The organism is Pseudomonas sp. AC211 (assembly GCF_979258055.1).
The window spans coordinates 2,325,597-2,342,264 of record NZ_OZ409830.1; the positions used below are offsets into that span (position 1 = coordinate 2,325,597).

The window sequence follows — 16,668 nt, forward strand, 5'->3', positions numbered from 1 at the left end:
TCCGCTAAGGCGCAGTTTTCTCCATGATCTTCAGCAGCGGCGCATAGTCAGCATGCCTGACCGGCATGATGCCGGACGCATGTTGCGAGGCGAGAAACTCGGCGAGCGCCTGCGGGTCGCTGAGCATGGCGGTGCGAATACGCGCTTTTAACGGCGCGCACACGTTGGCGCTGAACACGTACGGGTCGTAGAAAATCGGCGCCGAACGCCACAGCACGCGCAGGGTGTCTTGTTTGATTTTGCCGCTGTTGAGGTACCCATCGGCCTGCACGCTGGACACAAACGCCGCGCCAACGCGCCCGTCGAGCAAGGCGTCCAGCGATTTGTCATGGGCGCCGGTGTACACCAGCGAGGCGAAATAACGGGACAGCGGCTGGCCGATTTCTGCGGCGAACTCGCCATTGGGAACAATGCCGCCGGAGGTGCTGGCCGGATCGCTCAAGGCCACTTTTTCACCGCGTACGGCATTGACGTCTGCGGGGCCGTCGCGGCGAACCATCAGCAGTGACTGGTAATGGTGGCCGGCCGGCGTGAAAAAACCTTCGTTGATGGTGAGACTGGCGAAGGGCTCGATTCGCGGCTCGCGCTGGTACGCCAAAATGTACGAGGCCGGGCCCAGCCAGGCGATATCGACGCCGCCAGAAACAATGGCATCCACCACGCTTTCATACGAAGACGCCGCGACGATTTCCACCGGCATATGCAAGGTGTTGGTGAGGCGTTGCAACAGCGGCTGAAATTCCACCATCAGCGCCTCCATGCTTTTCTTCGGAATCACCGCCACGCGCAGGCTTTGTTGGGTGCACTGAGCATTGGCGCCAGTGCTCAATAGCGCCGACAGCAACAGCGCCGCCAGGGCTGTTACTGCGCGCACGCGTTTTCCATGGCGCTAACGAACGGCGCATATTCGCGCAGCTTTTGCGCAGAGAGCGGTCGGCTGAAGTGGTAGCCCTGGGCGATGTCGCAGCCTGCGAGTTTGAGGCACACCACCTGGTCCACGGTTTCGACGCCCTCGGCCACTACTTCCAACCCGAGGCGTTTGGCCAGAATGATGGTGGACGAAACAATCGGGCTGTCGTCGTAGCTGTTGGATAACGGCGCAATCAGCGCCCGGTCGATTTTCAGTTTGCTCAGTGGCAGTGATTGCAGATGCGCAAAGCCGGCGTAGCCTTGGCCGAAGTCGTCCAGACTGACGCCTATGCCATTGGCGCGCAGGCGATGTAAATGCTCAATGGCGATGCCGTCCTGGTCGAGCACGGTGGTTTCGGTAATCTCCAGTTCCAGGCGCGATTTGTCGATGCCGTGCCGGGCCAGCTTGTTCAGTAGGCGCTCGCTAAAATCGCCCTGGCGCAACTGAATGGCCGACACGTTTACCGCCAGCCGCGTGGTGATGCCCTGCCCTTGCCAGTCGGCCAGTTCCTCACAGGCCAGGCGCAACACTTCCCAGCCCAGCGCGACGATAAAACCACTGCGCTCGGCCAAGGCGATAAAGCGGTCCGGGTACACCAGACCAAACTCGGGATGCTCCCAGCGCACGAGTGCCTCGTAAGCCACCACCGTCATCGAATCCAGCCGCAGCAATGGCTGGTAATGCAGCACAAACTGCCGCTCGCTCAAGGCGTGGCCGAACGCCTGCTCCAGGGTGAACTCCTCGATATCGGACACATTCAACGACGGGTCAAAAAATCGGAACTGCCCCCTGCCCGCTCGCTTGGCCGAATACATGGCAGCGTCGGCGTGGCGAATCAGGCTGTCGACATCCTGCCCATCGCGCGGGCAAATGCTCACGCCCACGCTGGGGCTGGTGTTGAGCTCGTGCTCGTCCAGCGAATACACCGCCGTGAGCTTGGCTACCAACGCGCGTACCCAGGCATTGATTTGCTCTTCCGTGCGCTCGCCGGCCAACAGCACCACAAACTCGTCGCCACCAAAACGCGCGGCCTCGTCGCCCGGTTCGAGCAAACGGCTGATGCGCCCGGCCACAGCCTGCAAGAGCAAATCGCCGGTTTTGTGGCCGAGGGAATCGTTGATCGATTTGAAGCGGTCCATGTCGATAAAACAGATCGCCAGCAAACGCCGCTTACTGCGCTGCTCGGTCAGCACGCGCTTGGCTACTTCGATAAAGCGCCGGCGATTGTGCAAACCACTGAGATGGTCGGTGGCGGCGGCATGGCTGCTGCGCTTGTGCTCTTCCTCCAGGCGACCGATCAATTCCTGGTTCACCGCTTGCGCCTGTTCCAAGGCGCTGAACGCTAACTGCCGGTTGTTCAGGGCACGCAGCGTCCAGAGCAGGCCACTGAGAATCAGCAGTGTCATGCCCAGGTTGAGCCAGCGTTGGCGGCCAAACGCCAGTTGCGGCGATGCCAGAATTTCATCGGTGCGCTCGCTGACCATCACACTGAAGCCACGGTCGGCGACCCGGCGGTACAGGCTTTGATACGCCTCGCCATTCAGGTAAACGCTGAGTTTGCCCACCTCGTCGGTGCTGGCGTTCAACGTCGAATGCAGCGGCACGGCGGAAATCACCACCCCGCTGTTGTTGATGCGCAAACGTTCTTGCCCGTCGCTGTCGAGCAGGCTCATAAGCCCGCTGTTGCCCAGATTGATGTGCTGGAACAGCGTCGCCAGGTAGCCAATATCGAGCTGTACCAACAGCACGCCGTCGAGCTTGCGTGTGGTGGCGTCGGCGAGCGGCAGCAGAAACGGCAGGCGCCAGTTAGGCAAAGAGGAGGTTTGCTCGCGCTCGCTAAGCCGAGGCAAAAACGCTTTGAAGCCGTAGCGCGCGGTATGCGCCTGCAGTTGCTCGAGCCAGGCGGCTGGAAGCGTTTGCGCTTCATCGTTGTGGCTGGCAGACAACAGCTTGCCGCTGCTGTCGTAAAGACTCATGCGTTTGAGCACCGGGTCTTCGGCCAACATGCGCACCAGCCCCTGATGGCTTTGCTCACGACTTTCCGGCGTGCTTTGCGTCACTCGGCCAATGGCCTGCGCACGGTCGACCAGTTGCTGCAGGTTCTGCGCAACGATACTGGCGAGATTGAGATGCTCCGATGCTTTGGCCGCCAAGGCTTCCTGGCGCGACGCCGCTTTTTGCTGGAAATACAAACCCCACAGCAACACCAGCATCGCGACGCACAAGGTCAGCCACAGCACCTGCAAAAATCGGGGAGACGAGAAAAACTGACGGTTCACTGCACCATCATCCGGCCACGTTGAATGGCCAGCATACGGCGCCCACATGACGGCACAATGACATCATCTGAGCGCAGACGGGTTTACTCCGGCTGATGCGCAGGTGGCGTATATGACGCGCTGATTTGCCGGTGGCACGCCTGCAATATTTCGTCGGCCAACGACGAATCATCCGGGCAAGCGCGTGACAACACCACGGCGCCCACCACCTGCGCCAACAGGCTGATCATTTTTTCGCGCACTTGATCGTCCGCCGCGTTGCCGTCGGCGATGTGCTTGTGCTGCAGCCCGCTGACCGCCTGCTCAATGCCCTCGGCAAACGTGGCTTTGATGTCGGCCGGTTGCCGCGCCGCGTCGCCGCACAGGGCCGACATGGTGCAACCGCTACCGGGCGAGTCACGGTGTTGGCGCGACAGGAACAGGTCGATAAAGCCGGCGAAGTCCAATTCTTTGCTGGAAGCGCGCGACTGGGCCAGGCTGCACGCAGCGGCCTCGGCCATCAGATCGGCCTTGGAACCGAAGTGTTTGTAAAAGCCGCCTTGGGTAAAGCCAGCCGCCGCCATCAGGTCGGCGACGCCGATGCCGTCGTAGCCGCGTTCGCGGAAAAGCACCGACGCCGTGTCGACGATGTGGGCTCGATTGGCCAGCGATTGGGCTTTTGTCACTTTCATAGCAAGCGCCTCTGTTTCGTTCACATACGCAGTGAATACTACTCTGATGTCGACCATAATCAAAACCATTGACAGGTTAGATTATGCTCGACATCATAAAACCGCCGCTTCGTTACTGCGTGTCGGCATGCCCTCACCTCAAAGACTGTGGAACAGACATGAACGCCAAGACGCTATTTGAACCCTACACGCTCGGCTCGCTAACGCTTTCCAACCGCGTCGTCATGGCGCCGCTGACGCGCAACCGCGCCGGCATTGGCTTTGTGCCCAGTGAATATGCCGCCGAGTACTACGCCCAGCGCGCATCGGCCGGTCTGCTGATTTCCGAAGCCACGCAGATTTCGCAACAAGGCCAGGGCTATCAAGACACACCCGGCATCTACACCCAGGCCCAAATCGATGGCTGGAAAGCCGTCACCGCTGCGGTACACGCCAAAGGCGGGAAAATTTTCCTACAGCTGTGGCACGTCGGCCGCGTTTCCCACGTCGACCTGCAAGAAAACGGCGCGGCGCCAGTAGCGCCATCGGCCATTCGCGCCGCCACCAAGGTATTCGTCAACAACGGTTTCCATGACGTCTCCGAGCCACGCGCCCTGGAAATCAGCGAGCTGCCAGGCATCGTCGAAGACTTCCGCAAAGCCGCTGCCAACGCCATTGCGGCTGGTTTTGATGGCGTGGAAATTCACGGCGCTAACGGCTACTTGCTCGATCAGTTCTTGCAAGACGGCGCGAATGTGCGCACCGACGCGTACGGCGGTTCCATCGAAAACCGTGCGCGGCTCGTGCTCGAAATCGCTGCGGCCGTGGTGAGCGAGATTGGCGCCGAGCGCACCGGCATTCGTATTTCCCCGGTGTCGCCTGCCAATGGCGTGTCCAGCAGCGACCCACAAGGGCAGTTCGACTATCTGGTGGAAAAACTCAGCGCGCTCGGCCTCGTTTACCTGCACGTGGTTGAAGGCGCCACTGGCGGCCCGCGCAACGTCGCGCCGTTTGATTTCGACTCCCTGCGCAGTCGCTTCAGCGGCACCTACATTGGCAACAACGGTTACCACCTCGACCTGGCCAACGCGCGCCTGGCCGACAACCAGATCGACCTGGCGGCGTTTGGCCGTCCATTTATTGCCAACCCGGATCTTGTCGAGCGCCTGAAAGGCGATGCACCGCTGGCTGCACTCGACCCCGCCACGCTCTATGGCGGCGGCGCGAAAGGCTATACCGATTACCCGACGTACACCGCGTAAACCACCCTCTTCTCTTAAGGAATGACCGCCATGACCGCATTGAAATCTGTACTGATTACCGGCGCTTCGTCCGGTATCGGCGCCGTGTACGCCGAACGCTTCGCCGCCCGTGGCCACAACCTGGTTCTGGTAGCCCGCGACAAAGCCCGCCTCGACACCCTGGCCGCACAACTGCGTGCCGCCCACGGTGTTTCCGTAGACGTGCTGCCCGCCGACCTGACCGAACTGCGCGACATCGAAGCCGTAGAAGCGCGCCTGCGTGAAGACGCCAACATCGGCATTCTGGTTAACAACGCCGGCGCGGCGCAGTCTGGCGGGTTTATCCAGCAAAGCACCGAAAGCGTCGCCCGCCTCGTGGCGCTGAACACCACCGCCCTGGTGCGCCTGGCCAGCGCCATCGCTCCGCGTCTGGTGGCGGCCGGTGAAGGCTCAATCATCAACATTGGTTCGGTCGTGGGCCTGGCCCTGAACTGAACATGACCGTGTACGGCGCCACCAAGGCATTCGTGCAGTTCTTGTCGCAAGGCTTGACCCTGGAACTGGGGCCAAAAGGCGTGTACGTGCAGGCCGTGTTGCCCGCCGCCACCCGCACCGAAATCTGGGACCGTGCCGGCATCGACATCAATCAACTGCCGGAAATTATGGAAGTTGGTGACATGGTCGACGCCGCACTGCTGGGCTTCGACCGCCGCGAAAACGTGACCATTCCGCCTCTGCAAGACGCGGCGTACTGGGACACCTTGCAAGGCGCGCGTCAGGCGTTTCTTGGCAACCTGAAGCAATCCACCGTCGCCCCACGCTATCGCAACGAAGCGTAATCGCTGGCCCGCCGCGCCTTGTTCAGGGTGCGGCGCGCCCTTCCCCGCTCGTAGCGTTCGCTTGCGAACCGAGGCACGGTCACCGTGACAATTCATATTTCCCCTACCCGTGGTCCTGATGCGCAGTTCGCCACCGCCATCAATCGCACCATTACCGTGGCCGGCACGCCCATCGCCTACCGCACCATCGGCGAAGAAAACGCCATGCCGCTGGTGATGCTCAACCACTGGGGCGCGGTGCTCGACAACTTCGACCCGCGCATTGTCGATGGTCTGGCACAAACCCGCCGAGTCTTCGCCACCGATTACCCCGGCATTGGCGGCTCGGGCGGCACGGCCCGATTGACCGTCGAGGAAATGGCCGACGATGCGATCGCCCTGATTCGCGCGCTGGGTTTTAGCCAGGTCGACTTGCTCGGCTTTTCCCTTGGCGGTTTTGTCGCACAGGCCGTCGTGCTCAAAGCGCCTGAACTGGTGCGCAAACTGATTCTGACCGGAACCGGGCCTGCCGGTGGCGCAGGCATCGACCGCGTCTGGTCGATGTCATGGCCGCTGATGATCAAAGGTCTGTTGACCCTGCGCGACCCCAAGTTCTACCTGTTCTTCACCTCCAGCACGCAAGGCAAACAGGCAGCGAAAGCCTTCCTGAAACGCCTGAAAGAACGCAAACACCAGCGCGATAAAGCGCCGTCGCCGGCTGCGTTTATGCGCCAATTGAAAGCGATTCAGGCATGGGGCAAACAGCCGCCACACGACCTGCGCCCCATCAAAAGCCCAACTCTGATCGCCAACGGCGACAACGACATCATGGTGCCGTCGCTGAACTCGGCCGACCTGGCGCGGCGCATCCCCAATGCCCAACTGGTCATTTACGACGATGCTGGGCATGGCGGGATATTTCAGAATCACCAAGATTTCGTAGAACGAGCGGCGATGTTTTTAGAGGATTGAACCGGAATGGCCGCCACTCTTTCAAAAAACACACCCCCACCTGTAGGAGCGGCTTTAGCCGCGATTCCTGAAAAAGATAATGCTGCGTTTGGGCGCGATTTGGCGGTTACAGGTCCGGCCAATCGCGGCTAAAGCCGCTCCTACAGGGAATGGCTGTTAACCCGCGCGCTCGGGTACTACCACTCGCCCGCTCAACATCTGCGGATCGGCAAAACAGTCGCGCAAAATCGCCGCGCTTTCGCTGGCCCACAGCGCGTACGCCGCAGCGCCGGGATGGAAGCCGTCGGCGGCCAGCGAATCTCGCTGCATGGGGAAGTCGCACGTTTGCAGGTGGCAGTCCATGCGCCGGTTCGTCAGCCATTTCAACCCGGCGTTGAAGTACCTGGCACGGCGCCCCAGGTACCAGCGCAGCGGTTGCGGCAACGCCGGGAAGGCGTGCATGGGCGGTATCGGTGCGATCAACAGGTGTCGAGTGCTGTATTTCCATTGCAGCAAATCCAACAGCCGGTTCATGGTCGGCGTCCACTCGGCCACCGAGGCGCCGCCGGTCACATCGTTCAAGCCAATAGACACCACCACCGCATCAAACGGCTCGGTCACACTGCGTTCAACCAATGCCTGCAATTGCGCGGTGTTCAAGCCCGACTGCGCGATCAGCTTCCACGACACTCTGAACTCGCTGGCCAGGTTGCCGACCAATTGCCCGCTCAGCGCCTCAGCCTGACTGTTTACCCCCACGCCAGCCGCCGCCGAGTCCCCCAACAGCAGCAGGCGCAGATGCGGGCCACTTCCTGTCGTGCCCACGCGCTCGCCTTCGGGCTCAGGCAGTCGCGGCGTTACCCGGCGCACGTACAGGCCTTGCAGCAACAGCAACGGTGCGAGGACAAGTTTGATCAGCGTTTCGCGCATAGACCTCAGCCTTGTTGCTTCAAGTGCAGGTTCAAGCGGCGAGTCAGTTTGGCTACCAATTGCGGGTCTTCCATGGCTAACAGTTGCTGGCACACCCAGTCGCGCCAGCCGGCTTTCTTTTCTTCCCGCGCGCTCATCAAACGGCCGAATTCCCATGCCGCTTCCAGCGCCAGTTGCGCGTCCATCTCTTGTTGGCGCTGATAGCTTTCGAAGCAGTATTGACGATGGTGCTGAATCGCGGTGCGTTCGGCGGCTGGAAGCTGGCTGAGGTTGAACGACATATCCGAATCCCTGTAAGCTGGTTATGCATACAGTATTTGGAGCAAGTGATGAACTGTCAACACGAGTCTGAACACGACGGCAAAAAACACGCCGCAGGCACCGAACAGCAACCCATGGAAATGCTCGATTACCTGCGGCTGGCCAACTTCATTCACTACCTTGCGAACGACGTGAGCGAGGCGCCAGGCAACGGTAGCCTGGCGTATGGCGAAACCGGCCTGGCGTAGTGGGCTAAAAGCTGCTCAAAGCCCCTCACCTGCAAGCGGCCGAGGCGGCTGATGGACGCGCGCTTTCTGTAGGAGCGAGCTTGCTCGCGAACTCCTGCAACCGCCAGTTTTGGGATTTCCTTCGCCATCATTCGCGAGCAAGCTCGCTCCCACGGGTGTGCACGTTCCTGTTCGGCAGAAGGGCTGGATGCCAATAAAAATTGAACCCCAGCGGCATAGTGCCCTCCCATAGGCTCCGCGAACCGGCACCGACCGGCGCAGCCGTGGTCATACACTACGATTGCTGCAGCGCACCCGCCTAGAAGGAATATCCGCCATGGAAACGCCGGCGAAGCCGCGTAATACCCTCAACCCACCGGTGTTCTACACCGCCGCCATACTGATTCTGCTGTTGGTGTCGTACACCGTGCTGTTCCAGGAACAGTCGCAAACGCTGTTCGACCATATCCAGCACTGGATCATCGTCAACGTCAGCTGGTTCTACATTCTCACCGTCGCGCTGATTCTGATTGGCGTAGTGTTCCTCGCCGTCAGCCGCTACGGCGACATCAAACTCGGCCCGGACCACAGCGAGCCCGACTACCGCAATGCCAGCTGGTTTGCCATGTTGTTCTCCGCTGGCATGGGCATTGGCCTGATGTTCTTCGGCGTGGCCGAACCGGTGATGCACTTCACCACGCCGCCCGTTGGCGACCCCGGCACCGTGCAAGCCGCCAAAGAAGCCATGAAGCTGACGTTCTTCCACTGGGGCCTGCATGCCTGGGCGATTTACGCCATCGTGGCGCTGATCCTCGCGTACTTCAGCTTCCGCCACGACCTGCCGCTGACCCTGCGCTCGGCGCTGTACCCGCTGATTGGTGAACGCATCTACGGGCCCATCGGCCATGCCGTGGATATTTTCGCCATTCTCGGCACCGTATTCGGCGTCGCGACATCCCTTGGTTATGGTGTGCTGCAAATCAACAGCGGCTTCCACATGATGTTCGGCCTGCCGGTCAACACCACCGTGCAGTTGGGCCTTATTGTCGTGACGTGCGCGTTGGCGACCTTGTCGGTTGCTACCGGCCTGGACCGTGGCATTCGCATCCTCTCGGAACTGAACCTGAGCCTCGCCGTTATCCTCATGCTGTTTGTGTTGGTGCTCGGCCCGACCGTGTTCTTGCTGCAAACCTACGTACAGAACACAGGTAGTTACCTGTCAGAAATCGTCAGCAAAACCTTTAACCTTTACGCCTACGAACCCACCGACTGGATCGGCGGCTGGACCCTGCTTTACTGGGGCTGGTGGCTGTCGTGGTCGCCCTTTGTCGGCCTGTTTATCGCGCGCATTTCCCGTGGCCGCACCATTCGCCAATTCGTCTGCGGCGTGCTGTTCGTGCCGGCCGGTTTCACCTTGCTGTGGATGACCGTATTCGGCGACACCGCCATTCATATGATCCTCAACGAGGGCAACACCGAACTGGCGCGAATCGTCGGCGAGGACAGCTCATTGGCCTTATTCGCCTTCCTTCAGCACTTCCCCTGGTCCACGGTGGTGTCGAGCATTGCCGTGCTGATGGTGGTGGTGTTCTTCGTCACCTCTGCCGACTCTGGCGCGCTGGTCGTCGACATGCTCGCCTCTTCCGGCAGCACCCATTCACCGGTGTGGCAGCGCATTTTCTGGTCGGTGCTAATTGGCGTGGTGGCCATTGCGCTGTTGCTGTCCAACGGCCTCAAAGCCCTGCAAACCGCGACCATCGCCAGCGCCCTGCCCTTCGCCGTGATCCTGCTGGCCTCAATGTGGGGCCTGTTCAAAGCGCTGGACAAAGACTCCACCAAACAAGGCATGCGCTACCACGCCCTCGCCCGTCCTCGGCAAACCGCGCGCACCCACGGTGGCTGGCAGCGTCGCCTGCGCGGCATCGCCATGTTTCCGCGTCGCGCCCACGTGAGCCGGTTCATCAGCGAAGTGGTGCGCCCGGCGTGTGAATCGGTGGCCGAAGAGCTGAAAAAACAGGGCTACGTAGCCGAAGTCACCACCGGCAGCGACGGCCGCACCGCGCTTGCCGTAAGCCTGACCGGGCAGCCCGACTTTCTTTACGAAGTACGCCCGCGCGCGTTCACCCTGCCGAGCTTCGTGCTGAGCGGCGAGGAAGACACCGCCAGCGAAACCCGCAAATACTTCCGCGCCGAAGTGCACCTCAAAGAAGGGGGGCAAGACTACGACCTGATGGGCTGGAACCGCGACGACGTGATCGGCGACATACTCGACCAGTATGAAAAGCACATGCATTACTTGCATGTGGTGCGCTGATAGCCTTGTAAAAATCAACGGCCCCTCACCCCAACCCTCTCCCGCAGGCGGGAGAGGGAGCTGATTGCCGATCGCTTTTGTAGGAGCGACCTTGGTCGCGAACCCTGCAAACCCCAGTTCTGAAATTCCCTGCGATCATTCGCGAGCAAGCTCGCGCCTATGGACCTGCACCCACGTAGCCATACGTCACTCCTCGCCCGCCTGCGGGAGAGGGAGCTGGTTTCCGATTGCCTTTGTAGGAGCGACCTTGGTCGCGAACCCTGCAAACGCCAGATCTGAAATTCCTGCGATCATTCGCGAGCAAGCTCGCTCCTACGGACGTGCACCGACGTCGCCATACGTCACCCCTCGCCCGCTCGCGGGAGAGGGGCTGGGGGTGAGGGCCGCTTTTGACGCTCAATCAAAAGCGAGGCTAAGCCCCAGTTCTGCACGAAACGACTCCTCTGTAAGAGCGGCTTTAGCCGCGATTTCCTGCGCAAGAAAGATCAAAAGCATCGCGGCTAAAGCGGAGTGCCGCCCAGCCGCTCCCACGGACGACGGTGGTGTTTCGCAAGCATAAAAAAAGCCCCGCACTAGGCGGGGCTTTTCTTTATTGCTTCAAAGCCTTCAACCGCGCTGCGAAAGGTCCATCAACTCCCGATTCGCCACGGCATACATGGCGTAGTCGGTGCCCGTGGCGGCGCGCAGTTCGCCGAGCATGGCTTTCCAGCGGTCGACCATTGGCCGGTGCTGTTCGATCCACACTTGGGTGCGCTCTTCCATGTCCGCCGGGGCGTCGGTCATTTGCAGCACCGATACCGTGATGGCCCGCTGTTGCCAGTCGAGGTCGTCGCGGAAGGCTTCACGCGCCAGGGCTTGCCAGTTGTTTTCCACGGGCAGGTTGGTGATTTGCTGCAAGTACCACGACAGTTCCAGCGCACCACCGACGGCGAAGTAGGCAGCGCCTACCTGTGCGGGGTCCTGACCGGTGATGTCGGCCGCTTCGATAATCGGCAGCAAGGTGTACAGATGACTTGTGCCGGCAACCGCACGGGCCAGTTCTTCCGGCACGCCTTGTTCCACGTAGTCCTGCACGCGCGCTTGCCATTGTTCACGCGCCGGCCCTTCGAGCAGGCCGTCGAGTTGTTTGGCCAATGCTTCCAGGCGTGGGGCGAAGTGGCCGACGTCACGGGCGGCGTCCAGTTCGTTGCGACGGCTGCGCAGGAACCAGCGCGTGGCGCGGCGGCCCAGGCGCATCAGTTCGTCCATCAGTTGCAGTTGCAGGTCGGCCGGCACTTTGTAGTCCAGTGCCTCGATCTGCGACCACCAGTACGGCAGACGGAAAACGTCGCGCACAATCACATAAGCGCCCGCCACGTTGGCCGCGCTCATGCCGGTGGATTCCTTCAGGCGCTGAACGAAGGTGATGCCCATGTGGTTGACCAGGTCGTTGGCGATCTGGGTGCTGATGATTTCGCGTTTCAGGCGGTGGCGGCGCATGGCGTCACCGAACTTCTCGGCCAGCAGCGGCGGGAAGGCGGTTTCCATTTCGCGGGCGAGGTAGTCGTCGTCCGGCACCAAGGATTTGAGCAGCGATTCCTTGAGGTCGATTTTGCTGTACGAAATCAGCACCGACAGCTCCGGCCGCGTCAGGCCGTGACCATTGGCGGTGCGTTCGGCCAGTTGCTCGTCGTTGGGCAGGAATTCCATGGCGCGGTCGAGTTTGCCGCTGCTTTCCAGGGCGGAAATCAGGCGTTTGTACTCGCCAATACGTTCACGGGCGCGGCGCTGGGCCAGCGACAGTGCCTGGGTTTGCTTGTAGTTGTTGCCCAACACCAGGCTGCCCACGGCGTCGGTCATTTCGGCGAGCAAGGTGTTGCGCTGCTTGCCGGTCATGTCGCCGGCCGCAACGATTTCGTTGAGCAGGATCTTGATGTTCACTTCGTGGTCGGAGCAGTCCACACCACCGGCGTTGTCGATAAAGTCGGTGTTGCTGGCGCCGCCATTGAGGCCGTATTCCACGCGGCCGAGCTGGGTCATGCCGAGGTTACCGCCCTCGCCCACCACTTTCGCGCGCAGTTCGCGTCCGTCGACGCGCAAGGCGTCGTTGGCTTTGTCGCCGACGTCGGTGTGGCTTTCGCTGCTGGCTTTCACGTAGGTGCCGATGCCGCCGTTCCAGAGCAGATCAACCGGTGCTTTGAGCAAGGCGTTGAGCAGTTCGGTGGGCGGCAGTTTGTCGGCCTTGATGTCGAAGCGTTCTTTCATTTCCGGGCTGATGGCGATGCTTTTCGCGCTGCGCAGGAACAAGCCACCGCCTTTGGAGATCAGCGAGGCGTCGTAGTCGGCCCAGCTGGAACGCGGCAGGTCGAACAGACGTTTGCGTTCCACGAAGCTTTTCGCCGCGTCAGGGTTAGGGTCGATAAAGATGTGCTGGTGGTTGAACGCCGCCACCAGTTGCAGCTTGTCGGACAGCAGCAGGCCGTTGCCGAACACGTCGCCGGCCATGTCGCCGATGCCGATGACGGTGGAGAGGTCTTTCTGCACGTCGATGCCGCGCTCGCGGAAGTGACGCTGCACCGACACCCAGCCGCCTTTGGCGGTGATGCCCATGCCTTTGTGGTCGTAACCGGCCGAGCCACCGGAGGCGAACGCATCGCCCAGCCAGAAGCCGTATTCGCCGGCAATGCCGTTGGCGATGTCGGAGAACGTGGCGGTGCCTTTGTCGGCGGCAACGACCAGGTACGGGTCGTCTTCGTCATGGCGCACGACGTTTTGCGGCGGCACCACTTCGCCTTCTTTCAGGTTGTCGGTGATGTCCAGCAAGCCGGAAATGAAGATGCGGTAGCAGGCGATGCCCTCGGCCAGCACTTCGTCGCGGGTGCCGCCAATGGGCATGCGGCGTGGCACGAAGCCACCCTTGGCGCCGACCGGCACGATCACGGCGTTTTTCACTTGCTGCGCCTTCACCAGGCCCAGCACTTCGGTGCGGTAGTCTTCTTCGCGATCAGACCAGCGCAAACCGCCGCGGGCCACTTTGCCGCCGCGCAGGTGCACGCCTTCGACCCGTGGCGAGTACACGAAAATCTCGAACATCGGCACCGGCTTGGGCAAGTCGGCGATGGCGCGCGGGTTGAATTTGAAGCTGAAGTACGACTTGGCCTGACCGTTCGCATCGCTTTGATAGAAGTTGGTGCGCAGCGTGGCTTTGATCAGGTCCAGGTAGCGACGCAGGATGCGGTCTTCGTTAAGCACGGCCACGTCGTCGAGGGCGGTGAGAATCGCTTGTTCCAGACGTTGCTGCTTGTCGGCCAGGTCGTCGGCGGTGAGTTTGCGCGCCAGGTAGAAGCGGGTTTTGAACAGGCGCACCAGTTCCTTGGCTATGTCGACGTGGTTGAGCAAGGCGCTGGCGATGTAGCTCAGGTCGAAGCCCAGGCGAATCTGTTTCAGGTAACGGGCGTAGGCGCGCAGCAAGGCCACGTCGCGCCATGGCATGGCGGCGGTGAGCACCAGCCGGTTGAAGGCGTCGTTCTCGGCAGCGCCACCAACGATCTGCACGAAGGCATCTTGCAAGGTGTCGTTGAGTTGCTGAATGTCCAGGTCCAGGCCTTCGGCGTAGGTAAACGCGAAGTCGTGAATCCAGAACTCGCGGCCGTTCTGGTGGCGCAGGCGGTACGGGAATTCACCTAGCACGCGCAGGCCGAGGTTTTCCAGAATGGGCAACACGTCCGAAAGCGCCAACGGCGTGTCGGCGTGGTAGAGCTTGCAGTGCAGCTGCTGGCCGTCGGCGCTCAGCGGCTGGTAGAAGCTCATCACCAGCGGGCGTTCGTCCGAGAGGCTGAGCAAATGCTGCATGTCGACCACAGCCGAGTGCGGCGCAAAGCGTTCGCGGTAGCCGGCGGGGAAGCTTTTCGGGAAGTCGGCCAGCACGCGGGTGCCTTTGGCTTCGCCCAGGCTTTCAACCACCAGACCGGCGTAGTCGTCTTTCCACGAACGGCAGGCCTGAATGACTTCGCGCTCGATTTGCGCGTGGTCGATGTTCAGTTTGGTTTTCGGGTCGATGCGCAGAATGAACTGCACGCGGGCCAGCACCGATTCGGAGAAGTAGGTCCAGAACTCGCAGTCGGTGGCTTGCAGGCGGTCTACCAGCACTTGCTGGATGCGCACGCGACTTTCGGTGGAATAGATGTCGCGCGGGACGTAGGCCAGTGCATAGACAAAACGACCGTACGGGTCGGCACGCAGGAACAGGCGCACTTTGTTGCGTTCCTGAATCTGCACGATGGCCAGCGAAGTGTTGTACAGCTCGTCCACCGGGGTCTGGAACAGGTCGTCGCGCGGCAGCACTTCCAGCACTTTCACCAGCTCTTTGCCGAGGTGACCTTGGGCGTTGAAGCCTGAACGCTGCTCCACTTCCGCCACTTTGCGGCGAATGTACGGAATGCTGCGTACGCTTTCGCTGTAGGCGATGGAGGTGTAAATGCCCATGAAGCGGCATTCCTTGACCACGCGACCTTTGGCATCCAGTTCGCGAATGGAAACGAAGTCCGGGTAGGCCGGACGGTGCACGCGGCTTGGCTGGGCGGCCTTGGCGAACGACAGCAACACGGGCTCACGCAGGTAGTTCACGGCGTAGGCTTCGATGTGCAGGTCTTCGTTGCTCAAACCGGTACGCAGGCGTTTGGAGAGGCCCAGCAGGGTCGATTCGTCATAGGTGATATGACCGCCTTCAGCTTCATCGGCCACGGTGAATTCTTCGTAGCCGAGGAAGGTGAAGCGGTTGTCGAGCAGCCATTGCAGGAACACTTTGATTTCCGCCAGTTCGGCGGCTTCGACGTTGAGCTTGGCTTTGCTCAGCCAGTCCAGCAGTTCGCCGACTTTGGCGCGCATGGGTTGGAAGTCGGCGACGGTGATGCGCACTTCTTCCAGCACTTCAAGAATGGCGGCTTCGAGCGTGCGCATGTCCGTGGCGTTGGCGCTGCGGTCGATCTCAAGAAAAATCAGCGACTCTTGCGCCACGTCCGGGCCGGTGGTGCCTTTGGGCAACACTTCCACCAGCTCGCCTTTGGCGTCGCGGCGCACACTGAGCACGCTGTTTTGCAGGGTATGAATGCTGTAACCGCGACGGTTCAGCTCCATGCGCACCGAGTCGACGAGGAAGGGAACGTCCGGGTGCAGCACTTCGACGGCGGTGTGGGTCGACTGCCAGCCGTGCTTTTCGTAATCGGGGTTGAAAACGCGTACCTGCGGTTTGCTGCTGTCGAAGCGTTCTAACAGACGCCACGCGGACAAGGTGCAACCGACGAGGTCGGAGAGGCGACGCTGGGTCAGTTCCTCGAGGGCGGTGATACCGAAATACTGCTCGGCGAACAGGGCTACTTGTGACAACGCCTGTTCACTAACGTGCTGCGCCAGTGCCGCTTGCAGTTGATGCTGAAAGTCGGCTTTGCTGGCCGCCGTAAAGAACGCCATGTGTGTGCTCCGCTGGGCTTGTTGTTCGTGAGAGAGCTCGCTGAATTCATACCTGACCGATTACGCCGTGTGCCGGTGCCGAAAGTTACCTGGGCAGGGCACCCTGTTAATCGGGTTGCACAACAGTCTAGGCCATTGTTGAAACCCGCCAGTGCACGCGACGACCATCAAGTCACGCGTAGCTTAACGAGAGGCTGTGACCGAGGGATTGCGATGGGGCGACATATTCGGTCAACAGATGCAGTGCTCTAGTGCGCTGGTTGTACGGGAGTCTCGGAACAAACGACGTCATTACCGTGTAGGCGACGGCCCGACGATTTGGCGCGCGTGCGCTGTTTCTCACAAACCACCGTCATTCCCGCGAAAGCGGCGGTCCGACGATTCGGAATCCAGAGTCTTTCAGGAGAACGGTGATCGCTCCGAAAAACTGGGTCCCCGCGTGCGCGAGGACGACGGTATGGGGTGTGGAACCGTCGCCGGTCAGACGATTCGCCGCGCAGGCGCCACCTTCTGCAAATACCCCGTCATTCCCGGGAAGGCGGCGGTCCGACGATTCGGAATCCAGAGTCTTTCAGGAGAGCGGCGATCTTTCCGACACTCTGGATTCCCGCCTGCGCGGGAATGACGGTGGAAAATTCA

Annotated in this window: 10 protein-coding genes and 1 pseudogene; 5 read left to right on the top strand and 6 right to left on the bottom strand. The window is 61.0% G+C overall.

Going from position 1 to position 16,668, the window contains the following annotated elements; translation table 11 throughout:
* Positions 1 to 4 precede the first annotated feature (4 nt).
* The 3 genes from ACZZZP_RS11030 to ACZZZP_RS11040 all read right to left on the bottom strand — a co-directional run bounded on the left by ACZZZP_RS11030 (position 5) and on the right by ACZZZP_RS11040 (position 3,860).
* Positions 5 to 874 (bottom strand): phosphate/phosphite/phosphonate ABC transporter substrate-binding protein, encoded by an 870-nt coding sequence (locus tag ACZZZP_RS11030; RefSeq protein WP_463382734.1) that lies wholly within the window; start codon positions 872 to 874, stop codon positions 5 to 7.
* Positions 862 to 3,123 (bottom strand): putative bifunctional diguanylate cyclase/phosphodiesterase, encoded by a 2,262-nt coding sequence (locus ACZZZP_RS11035; protein ID WP_463384695.1) that lies wholly within the window; start codon positions 3,121 to 3,123, stop codon positions 862 to 864. The genes ACZZZP_RS11030 and ACZZZP_RS11035 overlap by 13 nt, the downstream gene beginning before the upstream one ends.
* A gap of 149 nt (positions 3,124 to 3,272) precedes the next feature.
* Positions 3,273 to 3,860, bottom strand: a complete 588-nt coding sequence (locus tag ACZZZP_RS11040; protein WP_463382735.1) for a TetR/AcrR family transcriptional regulator — start codon at positions 3,858 to 3,860, stop codon at positions 3,273 to 3,275.
* A gap of 158 nt (positions 3,861 to 4,018) precedes the next feature.
* Here ACZZZP_RS11040 and ACZZZP_RS11045 point away from each other — a divergent pair, with 158 nt between their 5' ends.
* From ACZZZP_RS11045 to ACZZZP_RS11055, 3 genes and pseudogenes are all read left to right on the top strand, one after another.
* On the top strand, positions 4,019 to 5,101 hold the full coding sequence (locus ACZZZP_RS11045; protein ID WP_463382736.1) for an alkene reductase: 1,083 nt from the start codon (positions 4,019 to 4,021) through the stop codon (positions 5,099 to 5,101).
* A 30-nt stretch (positions 5,102 to 5,131) separates the two neighbouring features.
* Positions 5,132 to 5,919, top strand: a pseudogene (locus tag ACZZZP_RS11050) (SDR family NAD(P)-dependent oxidoreductase).
* Positions 5,920 to 6,057: 138 nt separating this feature from the next.
* On the top strand, positions 6,058 to 6,870 hold the full coding sequence (locus ACZZZP_RS11055) for an alpha/beta fold hydrolase (protein ID WP_463384696.1): 813 nt from the start codon (positions 6,058 to 6,060) through the stop codon (positions 6,868 to 6,870).
* Between the two features lie 156 nt (positions 6,871 to 7,026).
* Here ACZZZP_RS11055 and ACZZZP_RS11060 read toward each other — a convergent pair whose 3' ends face one another.
* Both ACZZZP_RS11060 and ACZZZP_RS11065 read right to left on the bottom strand, forming a co-directional pair.
* The gene (locus tag ACZZZP_RS11060; RefSeq protein ID WP_463382738.1) at positions 7,027 to 7,779 is read right to left on the bottom strand and encodes an SGNH/GDSL hydrolase family protein; all 753 of its coding nucleotides are present in this window, start codon (positions 7,777 to 7,779) and stop codon (positions 7,027 to 7,029) included.
* A 5-nt stretch (positions 7,780 to 7,784) separates the two neighbouring features.
* A complete protein-coding gene (locus tag ACZZZP_RS11065) occupies positions 7,785 to 8,060 on the bottom strand; it encodes a hypothetical protein (protein ID WP_463382739.1) in 276 nt (91 codons plus the stop codon).
* A 48-nt stretch (positions 8,061 to 8,108) separates the two neighbouring features.
* Between ACZZZP_RS11065 and ACZZZP_RS11070 the strand changes: the two genes are divergently transcribed.
* Together ACZZZP_RS11070 and ACZZZP_RS11075 are read left to right on the top strand one after the other, a co-directional pair.
* Entirely contained in the window at positions 8,109 to 8,288 is a 180-nt protein-coding gene (locus ACZZZP_RS11070) for a hypothetical protein (protein ID WP_463382740.1), read from the top strand.
* A gap of 316 nt (positions 8,289 to 8,604) precedes the next feature.
* Positions 8,605 to 10,581 carry a BCCT family transporter gene (locus tag ACZZZP_RS11075; RefSeq protein ID WP_463536519.1) on the top strand — a complete coding sequence of 659 codons (1,977 nt, stop codon included), beginning with the start codon at positions 8,605 to 8,607 and terminating at the stop codon, positions 10,579 to 10,581.
* A gap of 606 nt (positions 10,582 to 11,187) precedes the next feature.
* Here ACZZZP_RS11075 and ACZZZP_RS11080 read toward each other — a convergent pair.
* Positions 11,188 to 16,029 carry an NAD-glutamate dehydrogenase gene (locus ACZZZP_RS11080; RefSeq protein WP_463382741.1) on the bottom strand — a complete coding sequence of 1,614 codons (4,842 nt, stop codon included), beginning with the start codon at positions 16,027 to 16,029 and terminating at the stop codon, positions 11,188 to 11,190.
* Between the last annotated feature and the right edge of the window lie 639 nt (positions 16,030 to 16,668).

Bases quoted from the DNA above. Each gene is read 5' to 3' on its own strand.
- ACZZZP_RS11035 (WP_463384695.1), bottom strand. From the start codon at position 3,123: ATGCTGGTGTTGCTGTGGGGTTTGTATTTCCAGCAAAAAGCGGCGTCG.
- ACZZZP_RS11075 (WP_463536519.1), top strand. From the start codon at position 8,605: ATGGAAACGCCGGCGAAGCCGCGTAATACCCTCAACCCACCGGTGTTC.
- ACZZZP_RS11070 (WP_463382740.1), top strand. From the start codon at position 8,109: ATGAACTGTCAACACGAGTCTGAACACGACGGCAAAAAACACGCCGCA.
- ACZZZP_RS11040 (WP_463382735.1), bottom strand. From the start codon at position 3,860: ATGAAAGTGACAAAAGCCCAATCGCTGGCCAATCGAGCCCACATCGTC.
- ACZZZP_RS11080 (WP_463382741.1), bottom strand. From the start codon at position 16,029: ATGGCGTTCTTTACGGCGGCCAGCAAAGCCGACTTTCAGCATCAACTG.
- ACZZZP_RS11060 (WP_463382738.1), bottom strand. From the start codon at position 7,779: ATGCGCGAAACGCTGATCAAACTTGTCCTCGCACCGTTGCTGTTGCTG.
- ACZZZP_RS11065 (WP_463382739.1), bottom strand. From the start codon at position 8,060: ATGTCGTTCAACCTCAGCCAGCTTCCAGCCGCCGAACGCACCGCGATT.
- ACZZZP_RS11045 (WP_463382736.1), top strand. From the start codon at position 4,019: ATGAACGCCAAGACGCTATTTGAACCCTACACGCTCGGCTCGCTAACG.